Source organism: Streptomyces sp. MA5143a (genome assembly GCF_900290235.1).
GTDB lineage: Bacteria > Actinomycetota > Actinomycetes > Streptomycetales > Streptomycetaceae > Streptomyces.
Genome location: NZ_OLMK01000007.1, coordinates 42,304 through 60,121, shown reverse-complemented (window position 1 = coordinate 60,121; position 17,818 = coordinate 42,304). Strand labels below are relative to the sequence as shown.

18 protein-coding genes and 2 pseudogenes are annotated in these 17,818 nt (G+C 73.5%); 13 read left to right on the top strand and 7 right to left on the bottom strand.

The features are described from left to right. Window positions 1-57: 57 nt before the first annotated feature. The 3 genes and pseudogenes from mmuM to SMA5143A_RS01985 all read left to right on the top strand — a co-directional run bounded on the left by mmuM (window position 58) and on the right by SMA5143A_RS01985 (window position 2,721). Complete coding sequence (gene mmuM / locus SMA5143A_RS01995; RefSeq protein WP_107461078.1) at window positions 58-1,008, top strand: homocysteine S-methyltransferase; 951 nt, start codon at window positions 58-60, stop codon at window positions 1,006-1,008. An 80-nt stretch (window positions 1,009-1,088) separates the two neighbouring features. After that, window positions 1,089-1,653, top strand: a pseudogene (locus SMA5143A_RS01990) (class I SAM-dependent methyltransferase). A gap of 60 nt (window positions 1,654-1,713) precedes the next feature. Next, window positions 1,714-2,721, top strand: coding sequence for a helix-turn-helix domain-containing protein (locus SMA5143A_RS01985; protein ID WP_107461077.1), 1,008 nt, complete (start codon window positions 1,714-1,716; stop codon window positions 2,719-2,721). A 74-nt stretch (window positions 2,722-2,795) separates the two neighbouring features. On the opposite strand, the gene SMA5143A_RS01980 is transcribed toward SMA5143A_RS01985, so the two are convergent. Continuing rightward, complete coding sequence (locus SMA5143A_RS01980; protein WP_107461076.1) at window positions 2,796-4,295, bottom strand: cryptochrome/photolyase family protein; 1,500 nt, start codon at window positions 4,293-4,295, stop codon at window positions 2,796-2,798. A gap of 156 nt (window positions 4,296-4,451) precedes the next feature. Between SMA5143A_RS01980 and SMA5143A_RS01975 the strand changes: the two genes are divergently transcribed. Next, window positions 4,452-5,018, top strand: a complete 567-nt coding sequence (locus SMA5143A_RS01975) for a DUF4383 domain-containing protein (RefSeq protein WP_107461075.1) — start codon at window positions 4,452-4,454, stop codon at window positions 5,016-5,018. A 32-nt stretch (window positions 5,019-5,050) separates the two neighbouring features. Continuing rightward, the gene (locus tag SMA5143A_RS01970; protein WP_258193222.1) at window positions 5,051-5,392 is read left to right on the top strand and encodes a hypothetical protein; all 342 of its coding nucleotides are present in this window, start codon (window positions 5,051-5,053) and stop codon (window positions 5,390-5,392) included. Between the two features lie 166 nt (window positions 5,393-5,558). Here the strand turns inward: SMA5143A_RS01970 and SMA5143A_RS01965 are convergent, their stop codons facing one another. The 3 genes from SMA5143A_RS01965 to SMA5143A_RS01955 form a co-directional block, all read right to left on the bottom strand. After that, on the bottom strand, window positions 5,559-5,768 hold the full coding sequence (locus SMA5143A_RS01965; protein ID WP_107461137.1) for a DUF6480 family protein: 210 nt from the start codon (window positions 5,766-5,768) through the stop codon (window positions 5,559-5,561). A 182-nt stretch (window positions 5,769-5,950) separates the two neighbouring features. Next, window positions 5,951-7,114 carry a MerR family transcriptional regulator gene (locus SMA5143A_RS01960; RefSeq protein ID WP_107461074.1) on the bottom strand — a complete coding sequence of 388 codons (1,164 nt, stop codon included), beginning with the start codon at window positions 7,112-7,114 and terminating at the stop codon, window positions 5,951-5,953. Window positions 7,115-7,275: 161 nt separating this feature from the next. After that, window positions 7,276-7,926, bottom strand: a complete 651-nt coding sequence (locus SMA5143A_RS01955; RefSeq protein WP_258193221.1) for an RNA polymerase sigma factor — start codon at window positions 7,924-7,926, stop codon at window positions 7,276-7,278. 243 nt (window positions 7,927-8,169) lie between these two features. Between SMA5143A_RS01955 and SMA5143A_RS01950 the strand changes: the two genes are divergently transcribed. From SMA5143A_RS01950 to SMA5143A_RS01940, 4 genes are read left to right on the top strand one after another with little or no spacing between them, the layout of a single operon-like run. Beyond that, a complete protein-coding gene (locus SMA5143A_RS01950; protein WP_107461073.1) occupies window positions 8,170-8,985 on the top strand; it encodes a DUF4397 domain-containing protein in 816 nt (271 codons plus the stop codon). Window positions 8,986-9,028: 43 nt separating this feature from the next. Continuing rightward, window positions 9,029-9,673, top strand: a complete 645-nt coding sequence (locus tag SMA5143A_RS01945; protein ID WP_258193220.1) for a class F sortase — start codon at window positions 9,029-9,031, stop codon at window positions 9,671-9,673. Window positions 9,674-9,714: 41 nt separating this feature from the next. Continuing rightward, window positions 9,715-9,909: a hypothetical protein gene (locus SMA5143A_RS42510; RefSeq protein ID WP_146193873.1), complete on the top strand. Its 195-nt coding sequence runs from the start codon at window positions 9,715-9,717 to the stop codon at window positions 9,907-9,909. Continuing rightward, window positions 9,879-10,682, top strand: a complete 804-nt coding sequence (locus tag SMA5143A_RS01940; RefSeq protein ID WP_107461071.1) for an anti-sigma factor — start codon at window positions 9,879-9,881, stop codon at window positions 10,680-10,682. Before SMA5143A_RS42510 ends, SMA5143A_RS01940 begins: the two co-directional genes overlap by 31 nt. 36 nt (window positions 10,683-10,718) lie before the next feature. On the opposite strand, the gene SMA5143A_RS01935 is transcribed toward SMA5143A_RS01940, so the two are convergent. Continuing rightward, a complete protein-coding gene (locus SMA5143A_RS01935; RefSeq protein ID WP_107461070.1) occupies window positions 10,719-11,561 on the bottom strand; it encodes a class I SAM-dependent methyltransferase in 843 nt (280 codons plus the stop codon). A 235-nt stretch (window positions 11,562-11,796) separates the two neighbouring features. Next, complete coding sequence (locus SMA5143A_RS01930; protein WP_107461069.1) at window positions 11,797-13,380, bottom strand: carboxylesterase/lipase family protein; 1,584 nt, start codon at window positions 13,378-13,380, stop codon at window positions 11,797-11,799. Window positions 13,381-13,514: 134 nt separating this feature from the next. On the opposite strand from SMA5143A_RS01930, the pseudogene SMA5143A_RS01920 reads away from it, so the two are divergent. Continuing rightward, window positions 13,515-13,834: pseudogene (locus SMA5143A_RS01920) on the top strand (NAD(P)-dependent oxidoreductase); the annotation flags it as partial. Between the two features lie 72 nt (window positions 13,835-13,906). Here SMA5143A_RS01920 and SMA5143A_RS01915 read toward each other — a convergent pair. Next, window positions 13,907-14,431, bottom strand: coding sequence for a hypothetical protein (locus SMA5143A_RS01915; protein WP_258193219.1), 525 nt, complete (start codon window positions 14,429-14,431; stop codon window positions 13,907-13,909). Window positions 14,432-14,598: 167 nt separating this feature from the next. Here SMA5143A_RS01915 and SMA5143A_RS01910 point away from each other — a divergent pair, with 167 nt between their 5' ends. The 3 genes from SMA5143A_RS01910 to SMA5143A_RS01900 all read left to right on the top strand — a co-directional run bounded on the left by SMA5143A_RS01910 (window position 14,599) and on the right by SMA5143A_RS01900 (window position 17,557). After that, entirely contained in the window at window positions 14,599-15,198 is a 600-nt protein-coding gene (locus SMA5143A_RS01910) for a hypothetical protein (RefSeq protein ID WP_107461067.1), read from the top strand. A 74-nt stretch (window positions 15,199-15,272) separates the two neighbouring features. Continuing rightward, complete coding sequence (locus SMA5143A_RS44670; RefSeq protein ID WP_107461066.1) at window positions 15,273-15,515, top strand: Arc family DNA-binding protein; 243 nt, start codon at window positions 15,273-15,275, stop codon at window positions 15,513-15,515. Further along, window positions 15,512-17,557, top strand: a complete 2,046-nt coding sequence (locus tag SMA5143A_RS01900) for an NAD(+) synthase (protein ID WP_107461065.1) — start codon at window positions 15,512-15,514, stop codon at window positions 17,555-17,557. The genes SMA5143A_RS44670 and SMA5143A_RS01900 overlap by 4 nt, the downstream gene beginning before the upstream one ends. Window positions 17,558-17,818: the final 261 nt, after the last annotated feature.

The window sequence follows — 17,818 nt, the reverse complement described above, 5'->3', positions numbered from 1 at the left end:
CATAAGGTGGACACAATCGGTTCGGGAGCACGGCCGCGGCTCGATTACCGTCGTCGTATGACCAGCAACGCCCCGGGGAGCCCCTCCCCCTCCTCCGTCCCGTCCTCCGCCCTCGGCGAGGCGCTCGCCGCCGGCGCCCTCGTCCTCGACGGCGGCATGTCCAACCAGCTCGAATCGGCCGGCCACGACCTGAGCGACGAGCTGTGGTCGGCCCGGCTGCTCGCCGAGCGGCCGGAGGCGATCACGGAGGCCCACCTCGCCTACTTCGAGGCGGGCGCCGACGTGGCGATCACCTCCAGCTACCAGGCCACCTTCGAGGGCTTCGCCAAGCGCGGCATCGACACCGGGCGGGCCACCGAACTCCTCGGCCTCAGCGTGGAGTTGGCCCGCGACGCGGCCCGGCAGGCGCGGGCGAAGGGCGTCGCGCGGCCCCTGTGGGTGGCGGCCTCGGTCGGCCCGTACGGGGCGATGCTCGCGGACGGCTCCGAGTACCGGGGGCGGTACGGACTGAGCGTCGCCGAGCTGGAGCGGTTCCACCGGCCGCGGCTGGAGGTGCTGGCCGCCGCCGCGCCCGACGTCCTCGCCCTGGAGACGGTGCCCGACGCCGACGAGGCCGAGGCGCTGCTGCGGGCCGTGCGCGGGCTCGGGGTGCCGGCGTGGCTGTCCTACACCGTGACCGGGGAGCGGACGCGGGCAGGCCAGCCGCTGGAGGAGGCGTTCGCCCTGGCCGCCGACGCCGAGGAGGTCGTCGCGGTGGGCGTGAACTGCTGCGCCCCGGAGGACGTCGACGCGGCGGTGGCGACGGCGGCCCGGGTCACCGGCAAGCCGGTGGTGGTCTACCCGAACAGCGGCGAGGCCTGGGACGCGTCCGCCCGGGAGTGGACCGGCCGGTCCCGGTTCACCGCGGCTGAGGTCGAGGGCTGGCGCACCGGCGGGGCCCGGCTGATCGGGGGATGCTGCCGGGTGGGACCGGGGGCGATCTCGGCGATCGCCGAGGTGCTGACCTGACGCCGTCGGCGTGCTCGGGGGGAGCGCGCACGGCGTCGCGAGGCGGATGGGAATCGTCGGACACGGCCTGACCCCGGTTCATGTCCAAGACCCCGGTGGGTCGCTTCTACGACGAACTGGCCGACGACTACCACCTGCTCTACGCGGACTGGGAGGCGAGTGTCCGCCGTCAGGGGGAGGCGCTGGACGCCCTGCTGGGGCGCGAGCGGGCGGTGGTGCTGGACCGTTCGTGCGGCATCGGCACCCAGGCGGTAGGTCTTGCGCTGCGCGGGCATCGCGTCGTCGGAACCGATCTCAGTGCCCGTGCCGCCGCCCGCGCCGCTCGGGAGGGCGTCCGACGGTCGGTGCCCGTGGTCACCGCCGCCGCCGACATGCGGCGCGTGCTGCGCCCGGGCGGCCGACTGCTGCTCAGCACCCGCCCGTACGACGAACTCCTGCGGGAGCGGCCCCCGTCGAGGCCTCCGCAGGTGCGTCTGCCGGAGGGCGGCGGACAGCGGACGATCGTGCGGGGCGCTGCGGTCCGACCGGCTGGCCGGCCTGGTGTCCGACGCGGGCTTCGAGGACGTCCGCTGGCGAACCCCCCGGGAGACGGGGTTCTTCCAGCCGCTCCTCACCGCGTACGCCGACGCGCGCGGTTCGGCGTAGGCCGTGTCGGCGGACGAGGGCCCGCTCCGCCGGTTCGGGGCCCTGTGATTGACTGCGGCGATGTTGCCAGAGTCGGTGTTCCGCTCCCTGGATCTGCCTGAGGGTGACCGGTTCGACGCGTGGACGGAACGCATGGGCCGCACGCATGCTCCGCTGGACCTGTCCAGTGACCGCGCGGCGGACTACCGCGTGCACCAGCGGCTGATCGCGCTGGGTGACGTGATGGTGTGGCCGGCGACGTTCGACTCGCTGGTCTTCCGCCGGACGCCGAGGCTCGTCCGCCAGTCCGACCCCGAGGTCTACCACCTGTCCCTGCTGCTGCGCGGAGAGGGCAGGGCCACCTGGGGCAGACAGGAGGTCACGTACCGGCTCAGCGACATCCACGTCAACAGTTCGTCGCGGTCGTGGGACGTCTTCACCGGCTCCGATCCGGTGACCATCGTCGGCGTGGAGATCCCCCGGGCGCTGGTGGCGCTGCCCCCGGGCCGGGCCGATCAGGCGGTGGGGCGGCCGATATCGGGCCGTGAGGGCGTCGGCGCCCTGCTGTCGCAGTTCCTGGTGAACCTGACCGCGGACACCGGCCCGTACCAGCCGCAGGACGCCCCCCGGCTGGGCACCGTCGTCGCCGACCTGGTCACCGCCGCCTTCGCGCACACGCTGGACGCCGATCCGCTGATGCCGGCGGAGGCCTACGACCGCACGCTGATGCTGCGGATCAAGGCGTTCGTCCGCCGTCATCTCGCGGACCCGGAACTGACCCCCGCCGCGATCGCCGCCGCCCACCACGTCTCCCGCAGCCGTCTGTACGCCCTCTTCCGCGCCGAGGGCGTCGGTGTCGCCGCGTACATCCGCGACCAGCGGCTGGAGCGCGCCCGCCGCGACCTCGCCGACCCGGCGCTGCGCGCCGAGCCCATCCACTCCGTCGCCGCCCGCTGGGGCTTCCCCCGCCCCGCCGACTTCACCCGGGCCTTTCGCACCGCGTACGGCATGCCGCCCAGCGAACTCCGCGCGGCGACCTCGCCCGAGGCCGCGAGGGGGGCGCCGACGGGCCTTCCTCTGCGGCCGTAGGCGACGCCACCGGCTTGCGTCCAGGGCGGATCCGCGGGGCCGAGGGACCTGCCGGGCGGCCGGGGTCGCAGTCGTCAGGGTGGGGCGTCGCCGCGGCCGGCTTCCCGGTGGAGTACCTCGTCCAGGTCCGCCAGGCGGTCCAGCCCGCGGACCGGCTGTGCCATCCGGGGGTTGCGCTCCAGGCGGGCCCGGTGCCGGTGCAGGAAGGCCCAGTAGCCGGTGGTGAAGGGGCAGGCCCGGTCGCCGGTCCGCTCGCCCGGCCGGTAGACGCATCCGCCGCACAGATCGCTCATCCGGTTCACGTACGAGCCGCCGGACGTGTACGGCTTGGTCGTCATGCGGCCGCCGTCGGCGTACTGCGACATGCCGACGACATTGGGGACCATCACCCAGTCGTAGCCGTCGACGAAGCCGCGGTGGAACCAGTCCGTCACCGCCGACGGGTCCCAGCCGCGCTGGAGGGCGTGACTGCCCAGCAGCATCAGCCGGGGGATGTGGTGCGTCCATCCGGTGTCCCGCACCTGGGCCAGCACCGTGGCCAGGCAGCGCGCCCGCACCGCGTCCGCGTCCAGCTCGAGGAACCACCCGGGGAGCGGCTCGTGGTGCCGCAGGGCGTTGCGGTGGCGGTAGTCCTCGCCGAAGTGCCAGTAGAGCTGCCAGACGTACTCGCGCCAGCCGGCGACCTGGCGGACGAATCCCTCCACGCTGTTGACCGGGGCGCGCCCCGCCCGCCACGCGTCCTCGGCGCGTTCCACGCACTCCGCCGGGTCGAGCAGGCCGAGGTTGAGGGAGGACGAGAGCAGGCTGTGGCTCATCACCGGGTCCCCCGCCAGCATCGCGTCCTCGTGCGGGCCGAAGCCGGCCAGCCGGTGCTCGACGAACCGGCGCAGCGCGGCCAGCGCCTCACGCCGGGTGGCGGGGAACAGGCGGGGTCCGTCCCGGCCGACGAACGCGACGGAGCCCTCGCGTTCCCAGCGGTCGAGATCGCGGCGCACCTCGTCGTCGATCTCGTCCTCCGTCGGGCGGTAGGGCGGCGGGGCGCCCAGGGTGCGCGCCCCCTTCGGCGGGGGCTCGCGGTTGTCGTGGTCGTGGTTCCACCGGTCGCCCGCCGGACGGTCACCGTCCATCAGCAGGTCGTGGGAGCGCCGCACCCACCGGTAGAAGTCCTCCTGCCGCAGCCGCCGACCCCCGTGCCCGTCGGCCCAGGCACGGAAGTCGTCGTGCGTGACGAGGAACCCGCGCGCGGGCAGCACGGTCACCGACGCCTGCGACTCCAGTGACCTCACCAGCCGCAGGGCCGCGTACGACGTGGGGTGACGCACCGTCACCGGGCCGTCCCCGACCGCCTCGCGCAGCCCCTCCCGGTAGGTCTCGGCGCGGACGTAGCGGACCCGGTCACCGAGTTCGGCGGCGCGGTGGCGCATCGCGGAGAGCACGAGGTGGGCCTTGGCCCGGTGGAAGCGGCGGCGCCGCAGTACCGAGCGGGCCTCGATCATCACCACGGGCGGGTCGGAACGCCCCGCCAGGAAGTGCGGCCCGAGCTGGTCGCCGAACAGCCAGTGGGGGACGGCCATACCAACGTCTCCTCTTCCGCCCTCTTGGTCCCCCGGGTCCGTCCGGAAGACGCTGCAACCGTATGCCCCGTATCCAGGGAAATGGTGACGAAAGACGATCAGGAGCCCGCCCCGCCGCGGGAGGGGCCCCTTCCGGCCACAGAGGAGAAACGCGCCATGAGGATTCGCGACGAACTCCCCGTCGACCACCGGCTGGCCCGGGTGTACCGGTACGGGGCCGGCCTGTGCGGTGTCATCCTGCTGGTCTTCGGCTGTCTGGGCTTCGCGGACCGACTCACTCCCTTCGACACGGACGGGACCCGGATCTCCGGGATGTCCACCAACGGGGTGCTCAGCCTGATCTCGGTCGTCGTGGGCCTCGCCCTGATCGGCGGTGCCGTGGTCGGCGGCAACTTCGCGTCCACGCTCAACATGACCGTCGGCACGCTGTTCCTGCTCAGCGGCTTCCTCCACCTCTTCGTCCTGGACCGCCCCGCCAACGTGCTGGACTTCGGCATGTCCAACGTCATGTTCAGCTTCGCGATGGGGCTGCTCATCGCCTGCTTCGGCATGTACGGCCGGGTGTCGAGCAAGCTGCCCCACGACAACCCGTACTGGCGGCGCCGCCACCCCCGCGAGGCGGCCCACGAGGCCCTGGCCGCCCGCCGCCGCGCGAGCCAGGCGGCACTCACCCCCGGCCAGGACCCCGCACCCACGCCCGCCCTCCTGCGCTCCCGGGACTGAGTCCCGCGCCGGCACGCGTTACCGTGCTTTCGATGTCCTACCGACTCGACGCTGCCATCAGCGACTTCGACCGCATGCGGCGCTGGGCCGAAGGGGTGACGGGGGCGGTGGTCGCCCCGCTCGCGCAACGTCTGGGGCTGCTGCCGCTCACCACCGGGTTCCGCGCTGATCTGCCACGCCTCCTGCGTGACCTGTCGCGGGGCGGGCCGGTAACCCATGTGGAAGCGGACTTCTGGGGCGGCGACGGGGATCAGACCGCCGCCCTGTGGCGGGCCGGCGTCAGGGAATGGGGCCCGGTGCACACCTCGGACTTCAGCGGTCCGCGGGAGGACTGGCCGTCGCCCTGCTCGGCATACCCCAGGGCCGCACGGTAGGGGCGGCCATCCGCCACCTCCAGCAACTCCACGTCGACCGCGGCCCCGTCTCCCGCGAGGAAGCCGAGGCCGCGCTGTGCGCCTGGGCGGCAGAGCGGGGAGTCTCCGCGAGGCCTCGCTGAGGCCACCCTCCGGGTCGGCGCGCGGGCCCGCGCGCCCACCCCGCTCACAGGGTGATCACGCGGACGAGGAAGAACGCGGCGAACAGCGCAGCGCCGAGCGCGATCAGGAACAGCCACAGGTGCGGGTGCTCCCAGATGCCGCCGTCCGGTCGTTCCTGGTGGGCCTCGGCCGTCGAGCCCTCGGCTGCGGGGGTCTCCTCGGGCGGAGGCAACTGCTCGCTCCGGGCGCCCGTCTCCTGCGACTTCTTGGCCATGATGAGCACTCCTCTGGGGGGGGAGGGAGGATCTCATTCGAGGATGTATCGCACCTTTTCTTCCGCGCCGGGAGCGTCTCCGGATGCGCGCACCGCTTGCACGCTCCGAGTGCGTGTGCCGAGTCCGTGTACCGAGTGCGTGTACCGAGTCGTACCGATGCCGGCACGGACCTCGGCGCGGATCACCCGGACTCCTGTGCCTGCCCCTGGCCCGCCGTCGGCGTGTCCTCGCCGGGGCGGCCGACCGACGTCATGATCCGGACGGCGTCGGTCAGTCCGAGGGGGCGCGGGAGGTCGGGATCGGAGCGTCGGCCCCATCCCGGACCACACAGCAGGACGTGGCTGCGGGTGCGGGCGCCGTGGATGCCCCAACGGATCGCGGCGAGGTGCCGGGCGAGGGGGAGGTCCGCGGTGCTCCGGGACTGCGACCACAGGGCCACGGCAGCCGGGGCGACCCGCCGCACCGTGGCCTCCAGTGCCTCGACCGGCACCGAGCCGCCCAGCATCAGGACGCGTCGGCCGCGCTCCGCCAGTACGGCGGTGAGCGCCTCCAGCGGGAGGGTGTGCTGTTCGCCCGGCAGGCACGCCAGCAGGACGGGGCGGGTGTCGGCGGCTCTGTTCCGGGCCGCGGCGCGCGCGTAGGCGTGGCGGAGGGCCACGGAGATGTGCCAGGACAGGAGGTGCTCCACTTCCACGTACCGGTCCTCGGAGGACTCCCATCTGCGCCCCACGTACCGCAGCGTCGGGATGAGGACCTCCTCCCACGCGGCCAGGAGGCCGTACGACTCCACGGTCGCCGTGATGTGCTCCTGCACGGCCTCGGCGTCCATGCGGACCGCCGCCCGGGCCAGCCCCCGGCCCCGTCGGCGGGAGTCCTCCACGGACGGCGTGTCCACCGGGGCGGCCGCGCCCACGGGGACCGCCGGGTGCACGGGGGCCGCGTCCACGGGCGTCGCGTCCCTCGGGGTCCACGGCTCCCCGACCGGTGCGAGGGGGCGGGGAGGCGGGCCTGCGGGCGGAGCGGCGGGGGCGGGGACGGGGACGGGGGCCGCCGGGGCGCCGGTCCGGGTCGCCCGGGCCTTGGCGGTACGGGCCGCCTGGGCCTTGGCGGTACGGGCCGCCTCCGCCGGGGGAAGGCCCTCGGCGGTCAGGCGGCACATCTCCCGCACCATCGCGACGTCCTCGGCCGTCCAGCGCCGATGCCGGCCCTCGACCCTGGTAGCCGGTCCCAGCCCGTAGCGGCGGTCCCATGAGCGCAGGGTGGTGGGCGAGATGCCGAGCCTGCGCGCGAGCACCCCGGTCGTCACGCCGGCCCCGGCCACGCCGGGTTCCTCGTGCGCGTCCATCCTGTGCCTCCAGCGGCGTAGCCGATGTCCCGGATCTCGGGGCATGAGAGATATTCCCCGTCCCACGGGTGGTTCGGATGCGCGCCGAGACGACACCCCCGGGCGGCAGCAGCGGTACTCCCCCGGTCGGCCGCTCGTGCCGCCGAGCCGTCCGGCCGGGATCAGGCGGACGGTTCCATCACGCGCCGCAGCGAGTGCAGGGCCCGGCGGATGTGACTCTTCACCGTGCCCAGCGGCAGTCCCGTCTGCTCGGCGATCTGGGTCTGGGTCATGTCGCCGTAGACGGCCATGCCCAGCAGCCGCCGTTGCACCGGCGTCAGGTGCTGAAGTTTCTGAAGGACGAGGACCCGGTCCACGGCGGCCTGGCTCTCGTCGACGCCCCAGTGCCGTACGGCCTCCTCCTGCTGCGCGGCGGACATGCCCTCGATGTCGGCCCGGCGGGCCCGTGCCGCGTGCGCGTCCGCGATCGCGTGGCGTGTGATGCCGACGAGCCAACCGCCCAGGGCTCCACGCTCCGGCCGGTACCGTGCGCGTCCCCGCCAGGCGGCGAGGAAGACCTGCTGGGTGACGTCCTCGGCGTCCCGCGGATCGTTCAGGGAGCGCCGCGCCAGGGTGTACACGAGGGAGCCCCACCGCCGGTACGCGAGGGCGACCGCCTCCTCGTCCCCGGCGTGGAACCGCCGGGCGATCTCGGTGTCGTCGCCGGTCTCCTCGTACGGCGGGAGCGGGCCGGGCACCCGGTCGGGGTCGCGCGGACGCGTGCGCTCCACGTCGGCGCTCAGGTACGTGTCGGGCCGGGCAGTGGCCATCATGAGCTCCGAGGTCGAAGGACTACGACACGACGACCGTCCGTCGAAACGATGCGCCCCCGCAACGTGCAGCGTTAGCGCATCGAAACGGGTGGGATTCGGAAACGGGGAGATTCGGAAACGGGGAGATTCAGAGACGGGGGATTCGTTGAACCGCGAAAGAATCTGCATCCTCCGCCGGGACGTGCGCCGAAGACCTCGTGCACTCACTCACTGGGAGTGGGCCGTTCGAAGGGACAGCCAGTCATGATCTCCCGCACCCCTGTCGCCGCGGCGGCTTCTCTCGGCCTGTGCGCGCTCGCCATGGGCGGCGCCGCGACCGCGACCGCCGCCGATGACGACGACCAGGCCATGGTCTCCGTCTTCCACGCCGTACCCGGCCTGGACGTCGACGTGTACGCCAACGGCGACGAACTGATTCCCGACTTCGAACCGGGCACGCTCACCGACCCGCAGCCCCTGCCCGCCGGCTCTTACGACCTGAAGGTGTTCAAGGCCGGCGCGGACCCGAAGGGCAAGCCCGCGATCCAGAAGACGGTCGAGGTTGCCGCCGGGGCCAACGCGACGGTCGTGGCCCACCTGAACGCCGACGGCGCGCCGCAGTTGGACGCCTACGTGAACGACACCTCCGCTGTGGCCGCCGGAAAGGCCCGGTTGACGGTCCGTCATGTCGCGGCGGCTCCGGCCGTCGACGTCCGGGCGGGCGGTACACCGATCTTCAAGGACCTCGTCAACCCGAAGGAGGACACGGCGACCGTGGACGCCGGCACCGTCTCGGCGGACGTCGTGCTCGCCGGCACCGACGACGTCGCCATCGGTCCCGCCGACCTCGACCTCAAGGAGGGCACCGCCAACATCGTCTACGCCTGGGGCAGCGCCCAGGACAAGAACCTCGCGCTGAAGGTGCAGACCCTGACCGGCATGCACTCCGCTCCCTCGGGCGTGAACGCCGGTGCGACCAACGACGCCGACACCTGGCCGGCGTACGCCGCCGGGTTCGGCCTCCTCGGCCTCGCCGGCGCGCTCACCGCCCGCCGTGTGGTGTCCCGCGGCCGTGCCTGACAGCGGGCCTGCCCGATGGCTCCGGCAGCGACTGCGGACAGCGGTGACCGTGCTGCTGGCGGTCTCCGGAGCCACGGTGCTGGCGCTGGCGCCGTCCCGCGAGAGCCTGCCGCCGACCGCGGACTTCGACGCCCGGACGGCCGCTTCGCCCCCCGCGGCCCCGCCCGCCCGGGCGGAGGACACCGGCTCGCCGACACCGCCGACGACGCCGTCGGCGAGCCCCGTCTCCCCCGCCGCCGTCCCCACGCGGCTCGACATCGAGCGCGTCGGTCTCCGCGCCGCGATCGAACCCCGTGGGGTCGCCCCGGACGGCAGTGCCGACATCCCGGAGGATCCGGAGAAGGTCGGCTGGTACCGCTTCGGCCCCGCGCCGGGGGAACCCTCCGGTTCCGCCGTCATGGTGGGACACGTGGACTCCCGCACGGGCGACCTGGGTGCCTTCGCCGCCCTCTTCGACGTCCGCGCGGGCGACGAGGTGACCGTCCGGCGGGCTGCCGCGCCGCCGGTCGCCTATCGGGTCGTCGCCCGCGCCCGCGTGGACAAGGAGCGGCTGCCCGCCTCGGCGTTCGCCAGGACGAGTCGGCCGGTCCTCACGATGATCACCTGCGCGCCTCCGTTCGACACGGAACGAGGCGGCTACCAGCGGAACTTGGTGGTGACGGCGATCCCGGTGTCCCCCACCGGATGAGTACGGCCCTGAGCCTGCCTCTCGCGCCTACGCTGCTGTCCATGTCCGACGCGGAGGAGACCCGGACCGGGCGGCGGCCGGCCGCCGTAGCGAAGACCGTCGTCCGTGAGGGAACCGTCGGCGACGAGCCGATCGGCCCGCGGGCCCGGCTCCCGCGTCCGGCCGCTCTCGCCGCTCCGGCCGCCCGTACGAGGGGAGGTGGAGCGTGGCGCAGCACCTGGACGCGGACGAGCTGACCGACCTCGCCCTCGGGGGCGGCGCCCGCCCCACCCCGCGCCAGCGGGACCATCTGGCCCGGTGCCCGCGGTGCCGCGAGGAACTCGACCAGCTGCGGCGCGTGGTCCTCGCCGCCCGAGACGTGTCGACCGACGACTTCCTGACCGCCCCGCCCGACACGGTGTGGCACTCGATCGCGGCGCAACTCGACCCGGCGACGGCCCCGCAGCGGCCGACGGGGAGTGACGACACCCCGACGGCCCCGGGCGGCCCCGGCGCACCTGACGTATCCGACGTTCCCGAGGTACCCGGCGGTGGTGCCACTGACGGTCCCGGCCGCGGGCGTGCGTGGTGGCGCCGGCCCGCCCTGCTGGTCGCCGCCGCGAGCCTCGCCGTGGGGGCGCTGCTGGGCGGTGCCGTCACCGCGTGGCGGCTCGACGACGGCCCGCCGACGGCCGAGGCGGGCTCGGCGAACCGCCTCGCCCCGCTGGCCGTCCCCCGCGCGGCCGGGACGGTACGCCTGGTCCGCGGGCCCGAGGCCGGACGCGAGGTCACGGTGACCGTCACCGGCCTGCCCCGTCCGGACGGCTACTACGAGGTGTGGCTCATGGACCGGACCCACACACGGCTCGTCGCCCTGGGCGTTCTCGGTCCGGACGGCACCGCCACCCTGCCGCTCCCCGCACGGATCGACCTCGGCCGCTACTCCCTGCTCGACATCTCGGCGCAGGAGGACAACGGAGACCCGGCCCATTCCGGCACGAGCGTCGTACGCGGCGCCCTCCCCGGCTGACCGGCCCCGCCCGAAGCGGACACGGACCCGCCACCCTCAGTCGCGGCGGGGCGGGGCCCAGACCATGATCTCGGTGGCGGGCAGGCGCTCCGCGAAACGGCCGTCGGGGGACGCCTCGTGCAGCAGGGCGCGCAGGTCCCGTTCGAAGTCGGGCAGCTCGTCGCCGAAGAGGTGGGGCGCGGAGTCGGAGCGGGAGAACGCCCAGGCGACGAGGTCGTCGGCGGTACGGTCGACCACCTGCCCGGCGGGTACGACGAGACGCCGGACGTGGGCGAAGCCGGCCCGCTCCAGGACGAGGTCCTCGCGTCCCTGGGTGCCGTTGACGAGGAGCCCCTGTCCCGCGCGGCGCACCGGGCCGAGGCGGCGGCGCACGAGGTCGGCGATCCGGTCGTACGGAGGCGGGACCGACGGGGGCGGCGGCGGTGCCGCGGGCGGGTTCTTCAGCTCGCTCAGGTGGACGAACACGCCGCCCGGCGCCAGCATCTCCCGCACGGTGGCGGCGACACGGTCGCGCTCCGTCCAGTGGAACGACTGGGCGAACACCACCACCCGGAACTCCCCCAGCCCGGCGGGCAGGTCCTCGGCGCGGGCGGTCACCCAGCGGGCGTTGGTCACGCCCCGGCGCCCGGCCTGCCGCTCCGCCTCGGCCAGCATGTCCGCGTCCGGGTCGACGCCGACCGCCTCGGCGACGTACCGGGCCATCGGGAGCAGCACGACGCCGGGGCCGCAGCCGACGTCGAGGAGCCGGCCGGTGCCGTCCAGACCGAGAGCCTCGGCCAGGGCGTCGGCGAAGCCGGGCGCGTAGGGAAGCCGTCCCCGCTCGTAGTGGGCCGCGCTGCCCCGGAAGAGGCTGCTGTCCCACTGCCATCCATCGGACATCCGATGCCCCTCGTCCCGCCGGCGCGGGCCCGGGGGCACGCCGGCCCTCGTCGGCCTCACCGGCCCTTCGTCGGCCTCACCGGCCCGCGTCGACTTTCGCCGGCCCGCGTCGGTCCTTGCCATCCTTGTCGGCCCTCGCCGGTTCCTGCCGGCCCTTGCCGACCGTCGTCAGCGCGGCTGGGCTACCGGCCGACCCGGCGGGGTCGCTCCCCGGCGGCTCACCCCCCAGCCGGGTTCAGGGCGCCCGGCGGAAGCGGCGGAGGGCCGGTAGCGGGGCTCCGCCGGAGGCCGTGAACGTTCCCGTGCCCTGGGTTCTGCGGGGGCGTCGCGCGTCCTCCGCCCAGAGGGCCAGCTCGCGGTCGTAGGGGCCGAGGGCGATGCGTCGGTCGTCCGGGTCGTCGAAGACCCGCACGGGGTGGGTGGCGTCCCAGGGCGTCCAGCCGGGGTCGCCGTGCGTCGCGAAGCGGACCCACGCGTCGTGCAGGGTGGCGGCCAGGGCGCGCGGGGTGTGCTCGCCGGCGAGTTTCGCCGAAGCCGGGGTGTCGCCGGTGTCGAAGACGAAGCCCAGCTCCAGGGCGTGGCAGGCGCCGAGGCCGGGGAGGTTCGACGGCCAGGCGAACTCGTAGACGTGGGTCGGCGCATGGGCGGGGCGGGCATCCGCCACGCGGTGCAGGGGGACGCGCAGGAGGTGGTCCGTGACGAGCCGGCCGGCCAGGTCGGCGGGGCTCAGGCCGGGGTGGAGCTCGCGGTAGCGGCGGGGGACCTCGGGGCCGCAGTGGCAGCGGGCGCGGGCACCGGCCAGGGCGACCGTGCCGAGGCGGTCGAGGCGCTCGTGGAGGCCGCCGGGGACCAGCCAGAGGCGGTGCTCGTCGCGGGTCCACCCCAGGAGGAGGCCGATGTCTCGGGCGGCGCCGTCCTCGACGAGGGCCTTCAACGGGTCGCGCGGCACCAGCTCGCCGTCGACGACGATGCCGAAGGCGGGGCCGCCCAGGACCGGGCTGCTGAGACGGCCGACCTCCGCCTGGGCCTCGGCGAGCAGGGAACGGTCCACGTCGGCGAAGGCCGCGGCCGTGGCAGGCACCTTCAGTCGGGCGGCCATCCGGCGCACCATGCGGCGCACCTTGTCCCGGTCCAAGGCCTCGGGCGGCCCGCTCTGGAGCACGGCGCGGCGGAACAGGCCCCGTGCGCGGGGGGCCACGAGCAGGGCGCCGATGCTGATGGCGCCGGCCGACTGACCGAAGACGGTCACCCGGTCGGGGTCGCCGCCGAACTCCGTGATCGAGTCCCGGACCCACTCCAGGGCGGCGAGCTGGTCGCGCAGTCCGGCGTTGGGCGGGGCGTCCGGGAAGAGGCCGTATCCCTCGACGCCGAGGCGGTAGTTGAGGGAGACGAGGACCACGCCGTCGCGGGCGAAGGCGCTGCCGTCGTACACCGAGATCATCGACGAGCCTCTGGTCAGGGCGCCGCCGTGGATCCAGACCATGACGGGGAGCCGGGCCCCGGGGCCCGGCTCCGGTGTCCACACGTTGAGGTTGAGGCAGGCGTCGCCCGCGACGACGGGGTCGGACAGATAGCGGGCGAAGGCCTCCGAGTAGGCCGGTTTCGGCGGGGTCGGCCCGAAGGCGCCCGCGTCGCGGACACCGTCCCAGGGCTCGGGCGGCACGGGCGGGCGGAACCGGCGGGCGCCGAAGGGCGGGGCGGCGTACGGGATGCCGCGGAAGACCGCGATCCCGTCCTCGTACCCCTCCCCGTAGGCGTACCTGCCGCGGACGTCTCCGTACGGTGTGCGGACCACGGGATCCGGCCGGTCTGCCGTCATACGCCCACCAGCTCCTCACACCCGCTCGCTCGTGAACCGCCGTTCACATCAGAGCACCACATCCCCTCGCGGTATTCCGGTCCTGCGGGATCCTTGACGGCTATTTGGCGTACGGGAGGGCGCGAGAGGTGGCCGCCACGGCACTGGGCGCCGAGCCGCTGGGGCTGGAGGACCTGACGCACGCCCCCGACGCCCCGAGACGTACCGCATGCTCGACCGTGCCGAACTCGCCCTGATCCGGGACGGCGGCCGGCTGATCAACACCTCGCGCGGAGCTTTGGTCGACTCGGACACCCTCACCGACGAACTGCTCCCTCACCCCACATGTCGGGGGCTCCCTCGGCAACGAACCGGAACCCCCCGGCCGCACCGTCGTCGAGGAACTGGAGCACCTGGCCGCGGGCCGCCACCGGCCCACGAGGTACGGCGGACGGATCTGGCCCGGGTCGCCTGAGCGCGGCGTCACGTCGGCGCGCGTCCGCCGTCCGACCGTGGCCTTCGCCTTCCCTCACGCAGGTGCCGGCTCTCACTCCTCGTGCGACACACCGAGGTCACGGCGCATCGCGGTTCTCAGGGCACGGAGCGTCTCCCAGGCCTCGTGCTGGGCCTGGGCCGCGGTCTCCATCGTCTCGCCCGGTTCGGGCGCACCGCGTTCAAGGCGCTTGACCTGGCCGTAGACCTTGTTCAGGGCCTGGTTGACGGCATTCGCCCGCTTGAGCACTTCTTCGGGGGCGATCATCTGCGCCTCGGAGTATCGATCGCGGTGCGCGGCCTTCGCCCCTTCGAGAGCGTCGATCTCCGCCTGCTCCACGCCACGCTCCCTCATGACGTGCAGGTGACGATTGAGGACGGTGGTGAACTGGCGGGCGTCGCGGTTGAGTTCCGCGTAGCAGGTGCGCCGCAGCGAGCGGTTCTCGCGGGCCTCCTCGTGCTCCCGAACCAGCTCCATCTCCAGTCGCTTGGCCCGTTCGGTGCCGCGCTGGGTGAGGAGCGCCCCTCCCAGCGTTCCCGCGACGCCTGCCACAGCGATGATCACTGAGCTGAGATCCACTGACGCACCCCGTGAAACTTTTCGACCGCGTGCCCGCTGCACATGGCCGGTCCGCCAAGTCTGCCGCCCGCCCTCGACGTCCGGCCACGTGCCGACGCTCATCAACCGACAAGCGCCCGAGAGGCGGCTCGTGAGAGGGTGCGTTCGGTCCAGGGGCAGGGGAAGACGTGGGGCTCATCTACAGCTATGACATCTATCTGCGCCCTCGGAATGTCGCCACGTTGTTGACCGCGTTGGCCGAACGGGCCCCAACGGCCCGTGCGGGACGGCCGCTTGAGGTCACCCTGCCCGGCGGTGACCGGCTCGTCCTCCCGTTCACGTCCCGATTCGAGAGCGATCCGGTCGACTGCTCCACGAGCGGCACGCTCGAACTCGACATGTCCCTCCTCTTCGATGTCGACGACGCACTACGTGAGTACGCGCGGACGAGCAGCCCTCGGCCCGAGGCGGACGGGCGCATCCAGATCGGGTACATCTACGCGATGATCCGGTTCGCGTCACGGCTGCACCCTGGCTACGCGTCGGTGGAGTGCTGGGCGGCGACGTCGGACATGAGCCGCCTGTTCGCGCGGTCGGCCAACGTCAGGAAGCTGTTCACTGACCTCACCACCGACGCCGGAGGGGTGTGCTGTCTGTTCGACACCGGCGACGGAGCCCCCGAGCAAGTCTGCTGGCTCAACGGCGAACCCACCCGGGACACGCTCCCCGGCCCCCGTTTCCCGGACCGTCGAGCACTTGTGACGGCCTGGTCCGACTCCGAGAGGTGAGCGTCGGCGCCCTCCCTCCAAGGGGCTGACATCCCCAAAGCGCCGTTCCGATGCCACCGTGGCATCATTCCCGCATGGATCCTGAGAAGCGGATCTCTCTCCGCCTGCCCGCTGACCTCCACGAACGTCTTGTGGATCGAGCCCGGACCGATCGGCGGTCCCTCAACTCGGAGATCATCCATCTGCTGGAGGTCGCCATCGGCGCGGCGGCGAAGACGCCCGATCGCCTCGACGGCGTTCCGGCTCCCCACCCTGCTCCGCAGGAGCGCACGTCCTCCCCGGCCGAACACCGGGGTGTCCACGGAGGAAACCGGTGAACTTCTGGTCGCTCTACAGCCACGGCTTCGCGCGGGTCGCCGCCTGCACCGGTCACGCGGCGATCGCCGACCCGCCCGCCAACGCGGAGGCGGTCCTGCGGCAGGCCCGCCGCTGCGCGGAGGACGGCGTCGCCGTCGCCGTCTTCCCCGAACTGTGCCTCTCGGGCTACTCCATCGAGGACCTGCTGCTCCAGGACGCGCTGCTCGACGACGTCGAGGCGGCGCTGCGGACGGTGGTCGCCGGATCGGCGGACCTGCTGCCGGTGCTCGTCCTCGGCGCCCCGCTGCGGCACCGGCACCGGATCTACAACTGCGCGGTGGTCGTGCACCGCGGGCGGATCCTCGGTATCGCGCCCAAGTCGTATCTGCCGAACTACCGCGAGTTCTACGAGAAGCGCCAGATCGCCGCGGGCGACGACGAGCGCGGCGGAACGATCCGGGTCGCCGGCGCGGAGGTGCCGTTCGGCCCCGACCTGCTGTTCGCGGCCGAGGACGTCCCCGGCCTGGTCGTGCACGCCGAGGTGTGCGAGGACATGTGGGTGCCGGTGCCGCCGAGCGCGGAGGCCGCGCTGGCCGGCGCGACCGTCCTGGTCAACCTGTCGGGCAGCCCCATCACGGTCGGCCGGGCCGAGGACCGGCGACTGCTGTGCCGTTCGGCGTCGGCCCGCTGCCTCGCCGCCTATGTGTACGCGGCGGCCGGCCAGGGCGAGTCGACCACCGACCTGTCCTGGGACGGCCAGACCATGATCTACGAGAGCGGCACCCTGCTGGCCGAGACCGACCGGTTCCCCGCGGGCGACCAGTACGCGGTGGCCGACGTCGACCTCGACCAGCTGCGGCAGTCACGGCACCGGATGGGCACGTTCGACGACAACCGCCGGGCGCTGTCCGGGCGCACCGGCGCGTTCCGCGAGGTGGTGTTCCGGCTCGACCCGCCGACCACCGACCTCGGGCTGCGACGCCGGGTCGAGCGGTTCCCGTTCGTGCCGTCGGATCCCGCCCGGCTCGCCCAGGACTGCTACGAGGCCTACAACATCCAGGTCGCGGGCCTCCAGCAGCGCATGGCCTCGATCGGCGGCCCCAAGATCGTGATCGGGGTGTCGGGCGGCCTGGACTCCACGCACGCGCTGATCGTCGCCGCGCGGGCGATGGACCGCGCGGGCCGTCCGCGCAGCGACATCCTGGCGTTCACGCTGCCCGGTTTCGCGACCGGCGAGCACACCAAGGGCAACGCGCACAAGCTGATGCGTTCCCTCGGGGTCACCGCGGCGGAGCTGGACATCACGCCCACGGCCCGGCTGATGCTGAAGGAGATGGGCCACCCGTTCTCGTCGGGCGAGCCGGTGTACGACATCACCTTCGAGAACGTGCAGGCCGGGCTGCGCACCGACTATCTGTTCCGGCTGGCCAACCAGCGCGGCGGCATCGTCCTCGGCACCGGCGACCTGTCGGAGCTGGCGCTCGGCTGGTGCACGTACGGCGTCGGCGACCAGATGAGCCACTACAACGTCAACTCCGGTGTGCCGAAGACGCTGATCCAGCATCTGATCCGCTGGGTCATCAGCAGCGGCCAGTTCGACGAGGACACCAACGAGACGCTGGCGGCGATCCTGGACACGGAGATCAGCCCGGAGCTGGTGCCCGGCGAGGAACTCCAGTCCACGGAGTCCAAGATCGGCCCGTACGCGCTGCACGACTTCACGCTGTTCCATGTGCTGCGCTACGGCTACCGGCCGTCGAAGATCGGGTTCCTGGCCTGGCACGCCTGGCGTGACGCGGAGGCGGGCGCCTGGCCCCCCGGGTTCCCCGAGGGCGAGCGGGTGGCGTACGACCTGCCGGAGATCTGGCACTGGCTGGAGTACTTCTGCCGGCGCTTCTTCGCGTTCGCCCAGTTCAAGCGCTCGGCCATGCCGAACGGGCCGAAGGTCCTGGCCGGCGGCTCCCTGTCGCCGCGCGGCGACTGGCGGGCCCCGTCGGACAGTTCGGCCGCCGCATGGCTGCGGGACCTGGCCCGCTGGGACCTGCCGGAGGCCGAGAAGTAGGCGACCGCCGGCACCCGCGAGTACGCCGTATCGGCCCTCGCGAGTGACCGGTGTCGCGGCCCGTACGGGTGGCGGACGAGTCCCGTTCGTTCAGCGCTGTCACCTCACCAGGCCGTCGCGGGCCGTGATCCCGCGGCGGCCTTCGCGCTGTCGGCCCTCTGATCCCCTCTCCTTCCCGCCGTGTTGAGTTGGCCTTACGGTAGAGAGCGCTTGCTACTCGAATATGTCACCGGCCCTCGGGACGGGGCCTGAGAGGTGGAG

Excerpts from the sequence above, each read along its gene's own strand:
- SMA5143A_RS01980 (WP_107461076.1), bottom strand. The coding sequence starts at position 4,295 with ATGGCCGTCCCCCACTGGCTGTTCGGCGACCAGCTCGGGCCGCACTTC.
- SMA5143A_RS01985 (WP_107461077.1), top strand. The coding sequence starts at position 1,714 with ATGTTGCCAGAGTCGGTGTTCCGCTCCCTGGATCTGCCTGAGGGTGAC.
- SMA5143A_RS01970 (WP_258193222.1), top strand. The coding sequence starts at position 5,051 with ATGTCCTACCGACTCGACGCTGCCATCAGCGACTTCGACCGCATGCGG.
- SMA5143A_RS01965 (WP_107461137.1), bottom strand. The coding sequence starts at position 5,768 with ATGGCCAAGAAGTCGCAGGAGACGGGCGCCCGGAGCGAGCAGTTGCCT.
- SMA5143A_RS01960 (WP_107461074.1), bottom strand. The coding sequence starts at position 7,114 with ATGGACGCGCACGAGGAACCCGGCGTGGCCGGGGCCGGCGTGACGACC.
- SMA5143A_RS44670 (WP_107461066.1), top strand. The coding sequence starts at position 15,273 with ATGGATCCTGAGAAGCGGATCTCTCTCCGCCTGCCCGCTGACCTCCAC.
- SMA5143A_RS01975 (WP_107461075.1), top strand. The coding sequence starts at position 4,452 with ATGAGGATTCGCGACGAACTCCCCGTCGACCACCGGCTGGCCCGGGTG.
- SMA5143A_RS01955 (WP_258193221.1), bottom strand. The coding sequence starts at position 7,926 with ATGATGGCCACTGCCCGGCCCGACACGTACCTGAGCGCCGACGTGGAG.
- SMA5143A_RS01950 (WP_107461073.1), top strand. The coding sequence starts at position 8,170 with ATGATCTCCCGCACCCCTGTCGCCGCGGCGGCTTCTCTCGGCCTGTGC.
- SMA5143A_RS42510 (WP_146193873.1), top strand. The coding sequence starts at position 9,715 with ATGTCCGACGCGGAGGAGACCCGGACCGGGCGGCGGCCGGCCGCCGTA.
- SMA5143A_RS01930 (WP_107461069.1), bottom strand. The coding sequence starts at position 13,380 with ATGACGGCAGACCGGCCGGATCCCGTGGTCCGCACACCGTACGGAGAC.
- SMA5143A_RS01935 (WP_107461070.1), bottom strand. The coding sequence starts at position 11,561 with ATGTCCGATGGATGGCAGTGGGACAGCAGCCTCTTCCGGGGCAGCGCG.
- mmuM (WP_107461078.1), top strand. The coding sequence starts at position 58 with ATGACCAGCAACGCCCCGGGGAGCCCCTCCCCCTCCTCCGTCCCGTCC.